The sequence below is a fragment of the Microbacterium foliorum genome, assembly GCF_003367705.1.
Classification (GTDB): Bacteria; Actinomycetota; Actinomycetes; order Actinomycetales; family Microbacteriaceae; genus Microbacterium; species Microbacterium foliorum.
Genome location: NZ_CP031425.1, coordinates 3243039 through 3258584, shown reverse-complemented (window position 1 = coordinate 3258584; position 15546 = coordinate 3243039). Strand labels below are relative to the sequence as shown.

Here is a 15546-nt window from a genome sequence, read left to right as displayed (position 1 = left end):
CGCGCCTTCCGGCCGTACCCTGGAATCACCACCGGATGCCAGGGAGGTGCATCGTGTCGGACCCCCGCGAGGCCGCAGCCCGATACCGCGCGCGACAGCAGAGCGACGGCTCGGAGGACGACGCGGAGTCCGGCGAAGCCCCGGGCATCGCGGCCGCCACCGATCGCGCGGCGTTCATCGAGACGGCCATCCAGGTCGCGATCCGGCGGGGCGACTTCGACGATCTGCCCGGCGCGGGCAAGCCCCTCGAGGGGCTCGGCACCCACCACGACCCCGACTGGTGGATCCGCCGCAAGATCGAGACCGAGAACCTCACCGGGCTCGGCCCGCCCGCGATCCTGCTGCGCACCGAGGATCGCGAGCTCGACGCCCAGCTCGACCTGCTGGGGCGCGAGAGCGATGTCCGTGATGTCCTCGTCGACTTCAACAGGCGCGTCGTCGAGGCGCGACGTCAGCTGCAGGGCGGCCCGCCGGTGGTGACGAGCACTCGCGACATCGACGCCGAGGTCACGGCATGGCGCGAGCGACGAGCCGCCAGGCTCGCCGCCCGTGCCGCGGAGCCGCCGGAGCAGCGACGACGTCGGAGATTCGGTCTCGGACGCCGAGACTGATCTTCTCGGACGCCGAGACTGATCTTCTCGCGCGTCGGGGCTGATCTTCTCGCCCTCTGGGCCTGATCCTCGCGCCCGCCGACCCGGATGTCGGACCGGCGCATAGGCTGGGTCGCATGACAGATGTGCTCCCTTCCGGCCTCGAGATCGCCGAGTTCAGCTCCGACATCCGCCCGCAGGACGACCTGTACCGCCACGTCAACGGCGCGTGGCTCGCCCGCACCGAGATCCCCGGAGACAAGGCGCGGTGGGGGTCCTTCCACCTCCTCGCCGAGCAGGCCGAGAAAGACGTCCGCGCCATCATCGAGGAGTCGCAGGATGCCGAGGTCGGCACCCTCGCACGCAAGATCGGCGATCTGTTCGCGAGCTTCATGGACACCGAGCGCATCGCAGCGGCGGGGGTGTCTCCCTTGGCGGAGACGCTGGCCGAGATCGACGCCATCGACGGCATCCCCGCGTTCCTGCGCACAGTGGGGGCCTACGACCGCGACGGCCGTGCACACCTGATCGGCTTCTACGTCGACGGCGACCCCGGCAACCCGGAGCGCTATCTGCCGGTGGCCGTGCAGTCGGGCCTCTCGCTGCCCGATGAGAGCTACTTCCGGCTCGACACCTTCGCCGAGACGCGTGCGGCCTACCGTGCGCACCTCGAGCGACTGCTCGGTCTCGCCGGGATCACCGAGCCGACCGAGGTCGCCGACCGTGCGATCGCGCTCGAGACCGAGCTCGCCGGACACCACTGGGACAACGTGCGCAGCCGCGACGCGGTCGCCACCTACAACCTCCTGTCCTGGGCGCAGATCCAGGAGCTCGCGGGCGTCGACCTCGAGCCGTGGCGCGACGCGGTGGCCCCCGGGCACCCCGACGCGTTCGCCGAGGTCGTCGTCTCGCAGCCGAGCTTCTTCGAAGGACTGGGATCGCTGCTCGTCGCCGAGCGGCTCGACGACTGGAAGGCGTGGCTGCGCGCCCAGGTCGTGCACGCCGCGGCCCCGTACCTGACCGACGAACTGGTGCAGGAGAACTTCTCGTTCTACGGCACCGAGCTCACCGGCGTGCCGACGATCCGCGAGCGGTGGAAGCGCGGGGTCTCGGTCACCGAGAGCGCGCTGAGCGAGGCCATCGGCAAGGTGTACGTCGAGCGGCACTACCCGCCGACGGCCAAGGCCGAGATGGACGAGCTCGTCGCGAACCTCATCGAGGCCTACCGCCGGAGCATCACCGACCTCGAGTGGATGACGGCCGAGACCCGCGAGCGCGCACTGGCGAAGCTGGATTCGTTCACCCCCAAGATCGGTCACCCCACGGTGTGGCGCGACTACTCCACGCTCGAGATCGACCGCGACGACCTGTTCGGCAACGTGCGGCGTGCGGCGATCTTCGAGCACGACCGCAACGTCGCGAAGGTCGGACAGCCGATCGACCGCGAGGAGTGGCACATGCCGCCGCAGATGGTCAACGCGTACTACAACCCGTCGATGAACGAGATCGTCTTCCCCGCGGCCATCCTGCAGTACCCGTTCTTCGACGCCTCCCGTGACGCGGCGGCGAACTACGGCGGGATCGGCGCCGTAGTTCGGTCACGAGATCGGGCACGGATTCGACGACCAGGGCAGCCGGTACGACGGCGCGGGCAAACTCGAGGACTGGTGGACGGATGCCGACCGGTCGGCGTTCGAAGAGCGCACCAAGGCCCTCATCGCTCAGTATGACGAGCTGGTCCCCGAGGGGCTCGACGCCGAGCACCATGTGAACGGCGCCCTGACGATCGGCGAGAACATCGGCGATCTCGGTGGTCTGGGCATCGCCCTCAAGGCGTACGAGATCTCGCTCGACGGCGCCGAGGCCCCGGTCGTCGACGGGTACACGGGCGTGCAGCGCCTGCTCCTGTCGTGGGCGCAGGTCTGGCAGCAGAAGAGCCGCGACGCCGAGACGCTGCGACTGCTCACCATCGACCCGCATTCGCCGAACGAATTCCGCTGCAATCAGATCGTCCGCAACATCGACGCCTTCTACGAGGCGTTCGACGTCTCCGAGAACGACGCGCTCTGGCTGCCGCAGGACTCCAGGGTCACGATCTGGTGAGCTGCCGGATGCCCTGCAGACTGCCATGTGACGATCTGATGACCGAACGTCGCAGTCTGTAGGGCATCCTCACCGGCCGGGGTTACGATATCCGTGCTGTGGGGGACGGACCCCGCAGCATCCCGCCTGTCCACTCCCCCTTGAAGGATCACGCGTGGGTGCTCACGAGCCTGTCGAAGGGCCGCCGCTGGCCTCGCTGCGCCGCTCTCAGCGGACCAGCCGTCGCCTGCCGCGCCGTGCCGCGTCCGCACGCAGGTCGTTCACGTCGACGTTGCGAGCGCTCGAGCAGCTCGCGGATGCCGGTGCCCAGGTCTCGGTGCACGTCGTCGATCTCGACACTCACGTGCACGTGCTCGCCGGCGACGACCACGTCACCATGCCGGTCGCGGGTCTCGGAGTCGTGCCCCTGCTGATCGAGGTCGCCGCCGCCTTCGAAGACGGCTCTCTCGACCCGCTCGAGATCGTCGAACGGCGCACCATCGACCCGGTGTCGACCTCGGGTGTGTGGCGGCATCTGCACGCACCCGCTCTGCCGCTCGAGGATCTCGCGGTGCTCGCGGCCACCGCCGGAGACCCGATCGCCGTGAACGCGCTGCTGCAGCGCATCGGCCACGAGCGGGTGCGCGATCGCATCGAGGCGCTCGGCCTGCGGCGTACCGCCCTGCTCGACCGCTTCCGCGATGAGCGCGGACCCGACGACGCCCCGCAGGTCGCGGTCGGCTCCGCACGCGAGCTCGCCGGTCTCTTCTCCGCGCTGGTGAACTCCCAGGTGGTGGACGCCCCCGTCAGCGCCCAGGTGTCGGAGTGGCTCAGCCTGAATCAGGACCTCAGCCTCGTCGCCGCCTCGACGGGCCTCGACCCCTTCTCGCATGAGCACGACGCGCACGGACTGCTCTTCATCAACAAGACCGGCCGTGACCGCGGAGTGCGGGCGGAGGCCGGAGTCCTCGCCGGCCCCCGTGCCGGCGTCGCCTATTCGCTCATCGTCTGCTTCGACGACCTGTCCATCGCCCATCGCCTGCGCGCCCACGACGCCTTCCGGGTTCTCGGCGTCGAGCTCATGGAGTACACGCACTGACAGCCCGCGAGGTGGCTGACAGTCCGAGCCCGGGTCAGCCCGCGCCGGGGTCAGCCCGCGTCGGGCTCGCTAGCCTGGAGGCATGCCCCGCCCCGACTGGACACCGCATCGCCGTGATGACCGCGAGCTGCTCGGGTGGATCCACCCTGACGGCGACGAATGGGTGGCCGTCGACGTGCTCGGCCGTCCGGCATCCGCTCCCACGGAATGGCTCGATGCCGAGGCCGCTCTCGAGGCGAGGGGTCTCGCCTGGCTCGCGGATCCGTGGATGCTCGAGGGCGAGGCGGATAGGCCGCTTCGCGTGCGCATCCTCGAGGTCACTCCCGACGACGACGGCGTGCCGGGGCGCATCGTGGTGAAGGTCGATGACTTCGGCGACGTCACCCGTCCGCCCGTGCAGCAGTACGTGCTCGAGTGGCCGATCCCCGCGCGGTTGCGACCGCCGACGGACACAGATCCCGATCCGCGGGTGATCTGACAGCGACCGACCTGCGGTCAGCCCGGGCTCATGCCAACCCGAGCCGCGGTCATCCCGACCCCCGGTCATCCCGAGCCCCGGTCAGCCCGGCAGCGACGGATGCTGTTCGACAGCGCGCTGACGGGGGATGAAGAGCGACAGCACCAGCGCGAGGATTCCGGCGGCGATCGCCAGCCAGAAGCAGAGGTCGAAGGCAGCCCGGGTGGGTACCGACACCCCGCCGACGTCGGTGCTCATGGCGGCGAGAACTCCGCCCATCACCGCGGAGGCGCTGGAGGTGCCCACGGAGCGGAAGAGCGCGTTCAGGCCGTTCGATGCGCCCGTCTCCCTCGCGGGGACGGAACGCATGATGATCATCGGCATGGCGGCGAACGTGAAGCCGATGCCGACGCCGATCAGCACGTTGCCGACCAGGATGTGCCAGACCTCGCTCGACCACAGGAGCACGAACAGGTAGGCGAGCACGATGGCACCGGCGCCCACCGTGAAGAGGGGGCGCGGGCCGACGGCGCGCTCGAGCCAGCCCGACAGCGGCGAGATGACCATCATCACCAGGCCGGCGGGCATGACGATGAGCGCGGCCGAGACCATGTCGAGCCCGAAGCCCGAGCCCGAGGCGACGGGCCCCTCGAGCAGCTGCGGGAACGTCACGTTCGAGGCGAACAGGGCGAATCCCATGCCGATCGCGGCGATGTTGGTGAAGAGCACGGCCGGCCGGGCGGCGACGCGCAGGTCGAGCAGCGGGTCGGTCGTGCGCAGCTGGTACCAGCCCCAGATCAGCAGCACGCCGACCCCGCCGATGATGCAGGCGAGGGTCAGGGGTGCGGTCCAGCCCCACTCGGCGCCCCGCGAGACGAACAGCAGGATGCCGGTGAGGCCGATCGCGAGACCGACCGCGCCGAGCACATCGAGGCGGCCGGGGAACCGCAGCACGTCTTCCGGCACGACGAGGAGCACAAGGGCGAGCCCGACGCCGCCCAGAGCGGCGGCCAGCCAGAACAGCCAATGCCAGTCGGCGTTCTCGGCGAGCAGGGCGGCCACCGGCAACCCGATCGCACCGCCCACGCCCATGGTCGCGCTCATGAGCGCGACCGCCGAGCCGAGGCGCTCAGGGGGGAGGATGTCGCGCATGATCGCGATGCCGAGCGGCACCACACCGGTGACGGCGCCCTGGAGCGCGCGGCCGATGATGACGCCGACGATCGACCCCGAGAGCGCGGCGACCAGCGAGCCGACGATCAGCAAAGCGAGCAGCACGATCACCACGCGGCGCTTGCCGTACATGTCGCCGAGACGACCCGAGATGGGGGTCGCGACCGCGGCGACCAGCAGGGTGATCGTGACGACCCAGGTGGTGTCTTCGCGGGAGGCGTTCAGCAGCCTCGGCAGCTCGGCCTGCAGCGGCACGACGAGCGTGAACATGAACGACGCGCAGAGCCCTGCGAACGCCAGCACGGCGATGACGGCCCATCGCGGAGCCTTTCGGGAGAGTCGTCTGCGCGCGCGATCTTCGTTCTCTCCCATCCCTTCAGGCTATCGGCGTCCCGGACACCCGAGGCGCGGGGAGGGCGGATCGTGCTCAGCGGGTCGTGCTCAGTTCACGCCCTTCATCAGCCGCAGCACGGGCTTGACCGAGAGCAGCAGACCGAGGCCGACCACGATCGCGATGCCGCCGAGGATCGAGAAGTACGGCACCTCGTTCTTCGGGTCGTAGAACTGCACTAGCCAGCCGGAGATCGCCGTGCCCAGCGCGATCGAGAGGAAGAACAGCGCGACCATCTGCGTGTGGAACGGCTTCGGGGCGAGCTTGGTCGTCACCGAGAGGCCCACCGGCGAGATCAGCAGCTCGGCGATCGTGAAGACGAGCAGGATCCCGACGATCGCCAGCAGCGGGGTCGAGTTCGGCCCGCCACCCGCGAAGGGGAGGAACAGCAGGAAGGCGGCGCCCATGATCATCGCCCCCAGCGCGAACTTCACCGGCGTCGACGGCTGCCGGGTGCCGAGACGCGTCCAGACCGCCGCGAACACGCCGGAGAGGATGATGATGAACACCGGATTGATCGACTGGACCCACGAGACCGGCATCACGAACCCGAGGATGTCGCGATCGAGTCGCTCGTCCGAATAGACCGTGAGCACGGTGAACTGCTGCTGGTACAGCGACCAGAACGCCACGCTGGTGACGAACAGCGGCAGGAATCCCCACACGCGCGAACGTTCGGTGCCGTCGATCAGGCGACTGCTGAGGATCACCGCGAAGTAGGCGACAGCCGCGACGACCGTGCCGATGATGACGATGGTCGACAGATTGTCGGCCCTGATCACTCCGAGCAGCACCAGCACGACGATCGCGGCGATGGCGGCCAGCGCGATGATCGAGACGAGCGGGTAGCGCGACGACGGCAGCGGATTCGGCACGCGTCGGGCCTCGTCGGGCAGAGCGCGACGCCCGAACGAGTACTGCACGAGCCCGAGGGTCATGCCGATCGCGGCGAGGCCGAAGCCGTAGTGGAATCCGAGCGAGGACTGCAGGATGCCGGTCAGGATCGGCCCCATGAACGCACCCAGGTTGATGCCGAGGTAGAACAGTGAGAATCCGGCGTCGCGGCGGGTGTCGTCGGCGTCGTAGAGGCTCCCCACCACCGAGGTCGCGTTCGCCTTGAGACCGCCCGAGCCGAGGGCGACCAGCACGAGGCCGACGCCCACTCCGAGGAATCCGGGGAGCAGGGCGAGGGCCACGTGCCCGGCCACGATGACGATCGCGCTGAGGAACAGCACCCGCTCCGAGCCCAGCATCCGGTCGGCGACCCACGCCCCGAGGATGGTGGAGAGGTAGACGGATCCGCCGTACGCGCCGACGATGCCCCCGGCGACGGCCTGGGAGAGTCCGAGCCCGCCCTCGCTGACCGAGAAGTACAGGTAGATCAGCAGGATCCCCTGCATGCCGTAGAAGCTGAAGCGCTCCCACATCTCGACGCCGAAGATGTGGACGAGAGCCCAGGGCTGCCCGAAGAACCGGGTGTCGGACTTCTCGGCGGTGGTGTCGCTGGTTGACATCCCTCCACGGTACGCCCGGTCGCGGCATGGTTCGATATGGGCATGAGCGTCGATTTCGAACAGCATCCGGCCGACACCCCCTTCCACCGCAGGATCGTCTATGGCGAGCGGCCCGACGGCTCGTGGATGACGCACGGTCCGGCCAATGCCTACGAGTCGGTCGTCATGCGCCCGCTCGAGCCGATGCTCGTGCCCGAGAAGCCGCGCAACGGTGAGCTCGACCCCGAGAACTGCGGTTCATGCACGCCGGATGAGCACACGATCTGGCATGACGACCTGTGGCAGGTGCGTGCAGGGTGGGAACCGGGCGGGCTTCCTTTCATAGGCGCGATCGCCCCGCGCAGGCACTGGCTGCTCGAAGATGCTCCCGTCGAGGTCCTCGCCGCACTCGGACCGTTGATGCAGCGCATCTCCGAGGCGGTGAAGAAGATCCCCGGTGTCGCGCGGTGCCACTTCAGCAGATTCAACGACGGTTCGGCACACCTGCACCTCTGGGCATTCGCCCGGCCGGCGGGGATGATGCAGGGCCGAGGGGCCGTGCTCTCGTACTGGGACGGGATGCTCCCCGAGATGACCGTCGAGATGATGAACGAGTTCCTCGAGATCGTCGCCGCGTCCCTCGCCGCCGGAGGAGGTACGGCCTTCCCGGAGCGCTCCCGCGCCTGAGCATCCGTGTTCGATTCCGATATCTGCGACCGGAGGGGCAGACTGGGGGCGTGCGAACCATCCGTGATCTGGACACCGTTGAACTCATCATCGACGCGCAGGGCCTGCTCGACTCCATCCGTGGACCCGAGCGAGTCATCGACGCGGGGACGCTGCGCGCGCTGCAGCAGTCCGGCAACTACGTCGTCGGCCTGTTCGACGCCGAGGGCGGGGAGGAGCGGATGGTCGGTGCATCGATCGCCTTCTTCGGCGCTCCGGCGCGACGGGCGATGCACTCCCACATCACCGCGCTGCGACCCGAGTACCGCGGGCGAGGCTGGGGCCGGGAGCTCAAGGAGCACCAGCGTCAATGGGCGTTCTCCCGCGACGTCGGCCGCATCACCTGGACGTTCGATCCGCTCGTCGCCCGCAACGCGCACTTCTTCCTCACAGTGCTCGGCGCCCGCGCGACCGGATACTCGGTCAACCGCTACGGCATCTTCGGCGGCGGAGACGCCGGTGACGAGAGCGACAGGCTCGACGTCGAATGGGCGCTCGCCGACATCGCGAAGCCCCCGGCCGCCGGATCCGTCGTGGAGACGCTGGAGATCCCGTCCGACATCGAGACGATCCGCGTCGAGGATCCGCAGGCCGCGCACGAGTGGCGCACCCGCCTGCGCGCGCAGATGGAGGGGCTCCTCGGCAGCGGCCTGACCCTCGCCGGATTCGACGTCGCCAAGGGCTACCTCTTCACGGCCTGAGCGTCGCGGCCCCGTGACGGCTCGTGTCGCGCGGATAGGATCGAAGTGCCCGTCGTCACGGGCTCGCCCCTGCGACCTCTGGAGCCACCGTGGCCGAACAGTCCCGCCTCGACAAGGTCATCGCCCTTGCTCGCCACCGCGGGTTCGTCTTCCAGACCGGTGAGATCTACGGCGGCTCCCGGTCGGCGTGGGACTACGGACATCTCGGCACCGAGCTCAAGGAGAACATCCGCCGTCAGTGGTGGCAGACGTTCGTCCGCGGCCGTGGCGACATGGTGGGACTCGACTCGAGCATCATCCTGCCTCGGCGGGTGTGGGAGGCCTCGGGCCACGTCGCGACCTTCAGTGACCAGCTCGTGGAGTGCCTGAACTGCCATCGGCGCTTCCGTGCCGATGCCGTCGTGGAAGAGGTCGAGAGGCGTGCGGACCGCTCCCTCGACGGAGGTCTCGCGGTCGCCCCGTGCCCGAACTGCGGAACCAGGGGGCGGTACACCGAACCCGCATCGTTCTCGGGGCTCGTGAAGACCCATCTCGGCGTCGTGGACGACGAGTCGGGCCTGCACTATCTGCGTCCCGAGACCGCGCAGGGCATCTTCGTCAACTTCTCGAACGTGCTCACCACCAGCCGCAAGAAGCCGCCGTTCGGGATCGGGCAGGTCGGCAAGGCGTTCCGCAATGAGATCACCCCCGGCAACTTCATCTTCCGCACCCGCGAGTTCGAGCAGATGGAGGTCGAGTTCTTCACGGCGCCGACCGACGCACAGGCGTGGTTCTCGCACTGGGTGGAGGCCAGCTGGGACTGGTATCTCGATCTCGGCATCGATCCCGCCAACCTCCGCCGGGTCGACGTGCCCGACGGAGACCGCGCGCACTACTCGGCCGCCACGGTCGATGTCGAGTACCGCTTCGGGTTCGCGGGCAGGGAATGGGGCGAGCTCATGGGAGTCGCGAACCGCGGCGACTACGACCTCGCGCGTCACAGCGAGGCGTCGGGGCAGAGCCTGACCTACTTCGACCAGGCGACCGGCGACCGGTACACCCCGCACGTGATCGAGCCGTCATTCGGGTTGACGCGGTCGATGCTGGCCTTCCTCGTCGACGCCTACCGCGAGGAGGAGGCGCCCAACGCCAAGGGCGGCACCGACGTGCGCACGGTGCTGCGGCTCGACCCGCGTCTCGCTCCCGTCAAGGTCGCGGTGCTGCCGCTGAGCCGCAACGAACGGTTGTCGCCGCTGGCGCGCGAGGTGGCGGATGCGCTGCGGGGCTCCTGGGTCGTGGACTTCGACGATGCGGGGGCGATCGGCCGACGGTATCGGCGTCAGGATGAGATCGGGACTCCGCTGTGCGTGACGGTCGACTTCGACTCGCTCGACGACCACGAGGTCACCGTGCGCGATCGTGACAGCATGGCGCAGGAACGCATCCCCATCGACCGCCTGCACGACCACCTCGCCGGGCTCCTGCGCGGCGCCTGACTACCAGCGCCTGACTGCCATGACTGCCAGTGCCTGACTGCGGTGCGCCTGACTACCCGGTGCTGACTGCCCGGTCCTGAAAGCAGCGCGCCCGGCTCGCTATCCCGTCTTCGCCGCCGCCTTCATCGCCTTCTTGTGCTCGCGGACCTTCGTGAGCGACTCGGGCGAGACGATGTCGGCGACGCTGCGGAACGATCCCTCGACGCCGTAGTCGCCCGCGGCCGTGCGCCATCCGTCGCCGGTGAAGCCGTACTGCTTGCCCAGCAGCGCGACGAAGATCTTCGCCTTCTGCTCGCCGAAGCCCGGCAGGGCCTTGAGTCGGTCGAGCACCTCGGCGCCCGAGGGGTCGCCGTCCGTCCAGATCGCGGACGCGTCGCCGCCCCACCGATCGACGATCTCCTGACAGAGCGCCTGCACGCGGGCGGCCATCGAACCCGGGAATCGGTGCACGGCGGGCGTGGTCTTGAACGCGTCGAGGAACTCGTCCGGATCCATTCCCGCGATCGTCGCGGCATCCGCGGCCCCGGTGCGCTGCTCGATCTTGAGCGGACCGGCGAACGCGGTCTCCATCGGCACCTGCTGGTCGAGCAGCATCCCGACGAGCAGCGCCAGCGGGTTGTCGGACAGCAGGGCGTCGGCGTCGGAGTCGCCGGTGATGTGCAGGGCCATGAACCCAGTCTGGCACCGGTCGCCCGCGAGCGGGTCAGGCGGTTGCGGCGTCGTCCGACAGGGCGGAGGCCCGGTCGATCCCGTGCTGGTCGATCCCGGCCTGGTCGATCCCGTACAGGGTCGACAGTGCCGCCGCGAACTCGTCCGCACGGCCGGTGGCGGCCAGCTCGTGCGCCCGCGTCGTCGGGGTGTGCAGCAGAACGCCGGTCAGGTGCCGGAGCGCCTGCTCCACACGTCCGTCTTCGTCTCCCCGGGCGCGGGCCCGTGCGATCTCGGCCTCGAGAAGGCCGAACATGTGCGACCGCAGCGCCACCACCGAGGGGGTGACGCTCTGTCGGCTGCCGACGACGTGGAACGTGTCTGCGGCCTCGCGCACGACCGAGCGGGCCGCGTCGGTCGCCTGCAGCTCTTCGAGCGGCGCGTGCAGGCTGATGGTCTCGAGGTCGAGCAGAGCCACGCCCTCGAGGGCGGCGACGGCGGGGTCGACGTTGCGCGGCATGCCGAGGTCGACGACGAGCTGGCTGTGCGACGCGACGGGGCATCCTTCGACCGCGATGCCGGTGGGGGCCTGAAGGTGCTCCGGGGTGAGCACGGGTGCGGTCGCAGCCGTGCAGGTGATCAGCAGGCTCGAGCGAGAGGCGACCCGCGCGTAGTCCGCCTCGGCGACGGGGCGGATGCCGTGCTTCGCCGCGAACCTCTCGGCGCGCCCCGACGGGGAGTACACCGAGATGTTGACGGCGCCCCGCTCGCGCAGCGTCGCAAGGGTGACCGCGGCGTAGGCGCCGGTGCCCACGAGCAGCACCCGCTCGGTCGACCAGTCGACGACGCGGCTGTCGGCGAGCTCGAGGGCGAGGCGCACGAGCGAACGGCCGGCGCGGCCGAGTGCCGTGACGTTCTTGACCTTGCGCTGGGCCTGGCTCGCCCGCTGGAATAGGCGCTCAAGTTCGGGGGAGGTGGTGCCCTCCTTGCGGGCGGACTTGAGTGCGCGGCGCACCTGGCCGGCGATCTCGCCCTCGCCGGATACGACGGATTCGAGGCCGGAGGCGACCGAGAAGAGGTGCTCGGCCACGCGACGACCCGCGTGCACCTCGTAGGCGCCCTCGAGTTCCTCGGCGCGGATGCCGGTCGACGATTCGACGGCCTCCAGCACGGCCTCGACACCGATCGCACCCGCTGCGGTGACCGGCTCGTCCATCTCGACGTAGGCCTCGAAGCGGTTGCAGGTAGCCAGAACGACCGCACCCTGCACGCAGGACGCCATGTCCACCACGGTGGAGGCGACGTCTTCGGGGGTGCGGCTCAGTCGTTCGAGCAATTCGAAGGAGGCGGTCTTGTGACTCGCCGTGACAACCAGCAGCACACATCGATTCTACCTGAGCCGCAGGGCACGTCGGCCCGGATGCGGGTGGGAGGATGGATGCATGGCTCTCTCCGACGCTCCGCTGCTGCGCGCCCTCACCGGCCCCCGCCCCGAGCACGCCCCCGTCTGGTTCATGCGACAGGCCGGACGATCGCTGCCCGAGTACCGCGAACTGCGCGTCGGCACCCGGATGCTGGACGCCTGCCTCACCCCCGACCTCGCGGCCGAGATCACGCTGCAGCCGGTGCGCCGCCACGGCGTCGACGCCGCGGTGTTCTTCAGCGACATCGTGATCCCGCTGCGTCTCGCCGGGGTCGATGTCGAGATCGAGCCCGGCCGCGGACCGGTGTTCGCGAACCCCGTGCGCTCGGCCGCGGACGTCGATCGCCTCACCGCGATCGATCCGCTCTCGCTCGACGGCACGGCCATCGCCGAGGCCGTGGGCATCGTCACCGCCGAGCTCGGCGACACCCCGCTCATCGGCTTCGCGGGAGCGCCGTTCACGCTCGCCGCCTATCTCGTCGAAGGCGGCCCCTCGAAGGAGCACCTGCGCGCGCGGGCGATGATGCACGCCGACCCCGACTCCTGGAACCGGCTCGCGGGCTGGCTCGCCCTCGTCTCGCGTCGTTTCCTCGAGATCCAGCGCGACGCCGGAGCCTCCGTCGTGCAGCTGTTCGATTCGTGGGCGGGGTCGCTGAGCACCTCCGACTACCGGAGCTTCGTCGCTCCCCATTCGCGTGTGGCGCTGGACGCCATCGGCGTTCCGAGCATCCACTTCGGTGTGGGCACGGGGCCCTTCCTGCACGACATGCGCCTCGACGGTATCGCCGATGCCGTGGGAGTCGACTGGCGGCTTCCGCTCGACGAGGCGGCCGGGATCCTCGGACCGGACGTCACGGTGCAGGGCAACATCGACCCCGCTCTGCTCGCGGCGCCGTGGCCGGTGCTGGAGGCGCACGTGCGCGACGTGGTCGAGCGGGGTCGTGCGGCGCGCGGTCACATCGTGAACCTCGGGCACGGCGTTCCGCCCGAGACCGACCCCGACCAGCTCACGCGCATCGTCGAGCTCGTGCACTCGATCTGATCCCGGCCCCTCGGACGCTCTGACCGCATCCGGGCCCTTGCAATATAGCCTGAGTGCTAGATTGCGAACATGGCAGATGACGCGTCGGACATCTTCTCGGCGTTGGCGCATCCGACGCGACGGCAGATCCTGCAGGATCTGAAGGCGGGTGAGCTCGCGGCGGGTGAGATCGCCGCCCGGTTCCCGTCGAGCGGACCCACGATCTCGCGACATCTGGGTGTGCTGCGCCAGGCGGGGCTCGTCACCGAGCGGCGCGATGCGAACCGCATCCTGTACTCGCTCGTGGGGGAGCGCCTCGCGCTGTCCGTCGGCGACTTTCTCTCGACGGTCTGCCCGGAGCAGATCGTGCTCCGGGAGGTGCGCAAGCGCGGCACCGGGAGCAGCGCGCCCGCGCCCGCCGAGGCGTGATCGGGTTCTTCCTCCTCGAGACCGACAGCACTTCGCGCATCGGATCGACGTCGCGCGGCGGATGGAAGGATTGATCCATGACCTCGAAGCCCTCGAACCCGGCGAAGCCCTCGAACCCGGCGAACCCCGCGAAAAGCAATGAGTCGTCCCGCCCCGAGCCCGTCGACCTCGCCGCCCGCGCGGCGACGCGGCACATCGTCGTGGTCGGCGGGGGCGTCGGCGGACTGATCGCGGCGCGCGAATGCGTCAAGGTCGGCATGCACGTGACGCTGCTGGAGTCCTCCGATGCCGTCGGCGGCGCGATCCGGCGTGCGGAGCTCGACGGGGTCGTGGTCGATGCCGGTGCCGAGAGCTATGCGACCAGGGGTGGGCGGGTCCGCGCGCTGCTCGCGGAACTCGACCTCTCCGATCGCATCGTCGCCCCGGCGGCAGGAGGAGCCTGGCTGGCCGGCATCCCCGGAGTCGGCGCCGCCCCGCTTCCGGTCGGCGGGATCCTCGGCATCCCCGGCAACCCGTTCCAGGAAGACGTCCGCCGCGTCATCGGATGGTCGGGAGCATGGCGGGCCTACCTCGACCGGATCCGCCCCCCGCTGACGATCGGCCACAATCAGAGCCTGGGCAGGCTCGTCTCGTCGCGCATGGGGGCGAAGGTGCGCGATCGCCTCGTCGCCCCGGTCACCACCGGCGTCTACTCCGCGTCACCCGACGATGTCGACGTCGACATCGCCGCCCCCGGACTCAATGCGGCGCTCACGAGCGTCGGCTCGCTGTCGGGGGCCGTCCAGGCGCTCCGTGAGCAGAACGCTGCCCGCGCGGCCCAGGCTCCGCGTGCGGCCCAGGCGCCCGGCGCCGCCGTCGAAGGACTGCAGGGCGGGATGATGGTGCTCGTCGAGGCGCTCGTCGCCGACATCGAGAAGCTCGGCGGCGTCGTGCGCACCCGGGCTCGCGTGACGCGGATCGCGTCGTCGGGGGACGGCTGGGTCGTGAGCGCCGACGTCGCGGATGTCGGCGTCAAGGATGTCGACGCCACGGAGGTCGACGCCGCGGATGCCGATGCGAGCGCAGGATTCGCCGAGGAGGCGACCGCGCAGCTCGACCTCTCGGCCGACGGGGTCGTGCTGGCCACGTCGGAGCATGCTGCGCGACGTCTTCTCGCGGAAGCCGCACCGGAGCTCTCCCTGACGACGGCGGCCGATGCCCCCGAGATCGAGATCGTCACACTGCTGCTCGCCGCCCGGGCGCTCTCCGGCGCTCCCCGCGGTACCGGCGTGCTGACGGTCCCGGGGAGCCACACCGCCAAGGCGCTCACCCATTCGAGCGCGAAGTGGGACTGGGTCCGCGAGGCCGCCGGCGACCGTCACCTCGTGCGCGTCTCATTCGGTGCGCAGGGCGAGCCGGCCGCGACGGCCGGGCTCGACGACGACGCCGCTGCACGCGTCGCCCTGCGCGAGGCGTCCGCTCTGCTCGGGGTCCCGCTGGCGGAGGGCGATCTCGTCGACGCGCATCGCGCGCGTTACGTGCAGTCCCAGCCCGCATCGATCATCGGCTCCGGGGCCCGGCGCGAGGCCGCACGCCACGCGATCCAGTCGGTGCCCGGCATCGCGGCCGTGGGGGCGTGGCTCGCGGGCACGGGTCTCGCACAGGTGATCCCCGATGCGCAGGAGGAGGCGGATCGGCTGCGCCGGTCGCTGCTGTGGGACTGACGGCGGTGACTCGAGCGGTGCGGACCCGGCGGGTGGGGCGCGATGACGATCCGCGATCCCAAACGGAGATCCGGCCTGCTGTCAACCCTCTGCCCCGGTAGATGCCGAATTCGGCATACGGGGCTACGCTGGACT

Annotated in this window: 13 protein-coding genes and 1 pseudogene; 10 read left to right on the top strand and 4 right to left on the bottom strand. The window is 70.0% G+C overall.

Annotated features, from left to right (window positions below):
- The first annotated feature begins 35 nt into the window (after positions 1-35).
- The 4 genes and pseudogenes from DXT68_RS15345 (at position 36) to DXT68_RS15330 (ending at position 4249) form a co-directional block, all read left to right on the top strand.
- Positions 36-611 carry a DnaJ family domain-containing protein gene (locus tag DXT68_RS15345; protein ID WP_045253301.1) on the top strand — a complete coding sequence of 192 codons (576 nt, stop codon included), beginning with the start codon at positions 36-38 and terminating at the stop codon, positions 609-611.
- 116 nt (positions 612-727) lie between these two features.
- Positions 728-2693: pseudogene (locus tag DXT68_RS15340) on the top strand (M13 family metallopeptidase).
- A gap of 154 nt (positions 2694-2847) precedes the next feature.
- Positions 2848-3771 carry a serine hydrolase gene (locus tag DXT68_RS15335; RefSeq protein WP_045253302.1) on the top strand — a complete coding sequence of 308 codons (924 nt, stop codon included), beginning with the start codon at positions 2848-2850 and terminating at the stop codon, positions 3769-3771.
- A gap of 82 nt (positions 3772-3853) precedes the next feature.
- The gene (locus DXT68_RS15330; RefSeq protein ID WP_045253303.1) at positions 3854-4249 is read left to right on the top strand and encodes a hypothetical protein; all 396 of its coding nucleotides are present in this window, start codon (positions 3854-3856) and stop codon (positions 4247-4249) included.
- A gap of 81 nt (positions 4250-4330) precedes the next feature.
- On the opposite strand, the gene DXT68_RS15325 is transcribed toward DXT68_RS15330, so the two are convergent.
- Together DXT68_RS15325 and DXT68_RS15320 are read right to left on the bottom strand one after the other, a co-directional pair.
- A complete protein-coding gene (locus DXT68_RS15325; RefSeq protein ID WP_045253304.1) occupies positions 4331-5773 on the bottom strand; it encodes an MFS transporter in 1443 nt (480 codons plus the stop codon).
- A 69-nt stretch (positions 5774-5842) separates the two neighbouring features.
- Complete coding sequence (locus DXT68_RS15320; protein ID WP_045253305.1) at positions 5843-7306, bottom strand: peptide MFS transporter; 1464 nt, start codon at positions 7304-7306, stop codon at positions 5843-5845.
- Between the two features lie 42 nt (positions 7307-7348).
- Here DXT68_RS15320 and DXT68_RS15315 point away from each other — a divergent pair, with 42 nt between their 5' ends.
- The 3 genes from DXT68_RS15315 (at position 7349) to DXT68_RS15305 (ending at position 10187) form a co-directional block, all read left to right on the top strand.
- Positions 7349-7972, top strand: a complete 624-nt coding sequence (locus DXT68_RS15315) for a hypothetical protein (protein ID WP_052677641.1) — start codon at positions 7349-7351, stop codon at positions 7970-7972.
- Between the two features lie 50 nt (positions 7973-8022).
- Positions 8023-8712 carry a GNAT family N-acetyltransferase gene (locus tag DXT68_RS15310; RefSeq protein ID WP_045253306.1) on the top strand — a complete coding sequence of 230 codons (690 nt, stop codon included), beginning with the start codon at positions 8023-8025 and terminating at the stop codon, positions 8710-8712.
- Positions 8713-8801: 89 nt separating this feature from the next.
- On the top strand, positions 8802-10187 hold the full coding sequence (locus DXT68_RS15305) for a glycine--tRNA ligase (RefSeq protein ID WP_045253307.1): 1386 nt from the start codon (positions 8802-8804) through the stop codon (positions 10185-10187).
- A gap of 99 nt (positions 10188-10286) precedes the next feature.
- Here the strand turns inward: DXT68_RS15305 and DXT68_RS15300 are convergent, their stop codons facing one another.
- Complete coding sequence (locus DXT68_RS15300) at positions 10287-10856, bottom strand: HhH-GPD-type base excision DNA repair protein (RefSeq protein WP_045253308.1); 570 nt, start codon at positions 10854-10856, stop codon at positions 10287-10289.
- Positions 10857-10890: 34 nt separating this feature from the next.
- Positions 10891-12216, bottom strand: a complete 1326-nt coding sequence (locus tag DXT68_RS15295) for a glutamyl-tRNA reductase (RefSeq protein WP_045253309.1) — start codon at positions 12214-12216, stop codon at positions 10891-10893.
- 61 nt (positions 12217-12277) lie between these two features.
- On the opposite strand from DXT68_RS15295, the gene hemE reads away from it, so the two are divergent.
- The 3 genes from hemE to DXT68_RS15280 all read left to right on the top strand — a co-directional run bounded on the left by hemE (position 12278) and on the right by DXT68_RS15280 (position 15411).
- A complete protein-coding gene (gene hemE / locus DXT68_RS15290; protein WP_045253310.1) occupies positions 12278-13300 on the top strand; it encodes a uroporphyrinogen decarboxylase in 1023 nt (340 codons plus the stop codon).
- A gap of 69 nt (positions 13301-13369) precedes the next feature.
- A complete protein-coding gene (locus DXT68_RS15285; RefSeq protein ID WP_045253311.1) occupies positions 13370-13708 on the top strand; it encodes a metalloregulator ArsR/SmtB family transcription factor in 339 nt (112 codons plus the stop codon).
- Positions 13709-13785: 77 nt separating this feature from the next.
- Positions 13786-15411: a protoporphyrinogen/coproporphyrinogen oxidase gene (locus DXT68_RS15280; protein WP_052677642.1), complete on the top strand. Its 1626-nt coding sequence runs from the start codon at positions 13786-13788 to the stop codon at positions 15409-15411.
- Positions 15412-15546 lie beyond the last annotated feature (135 nt).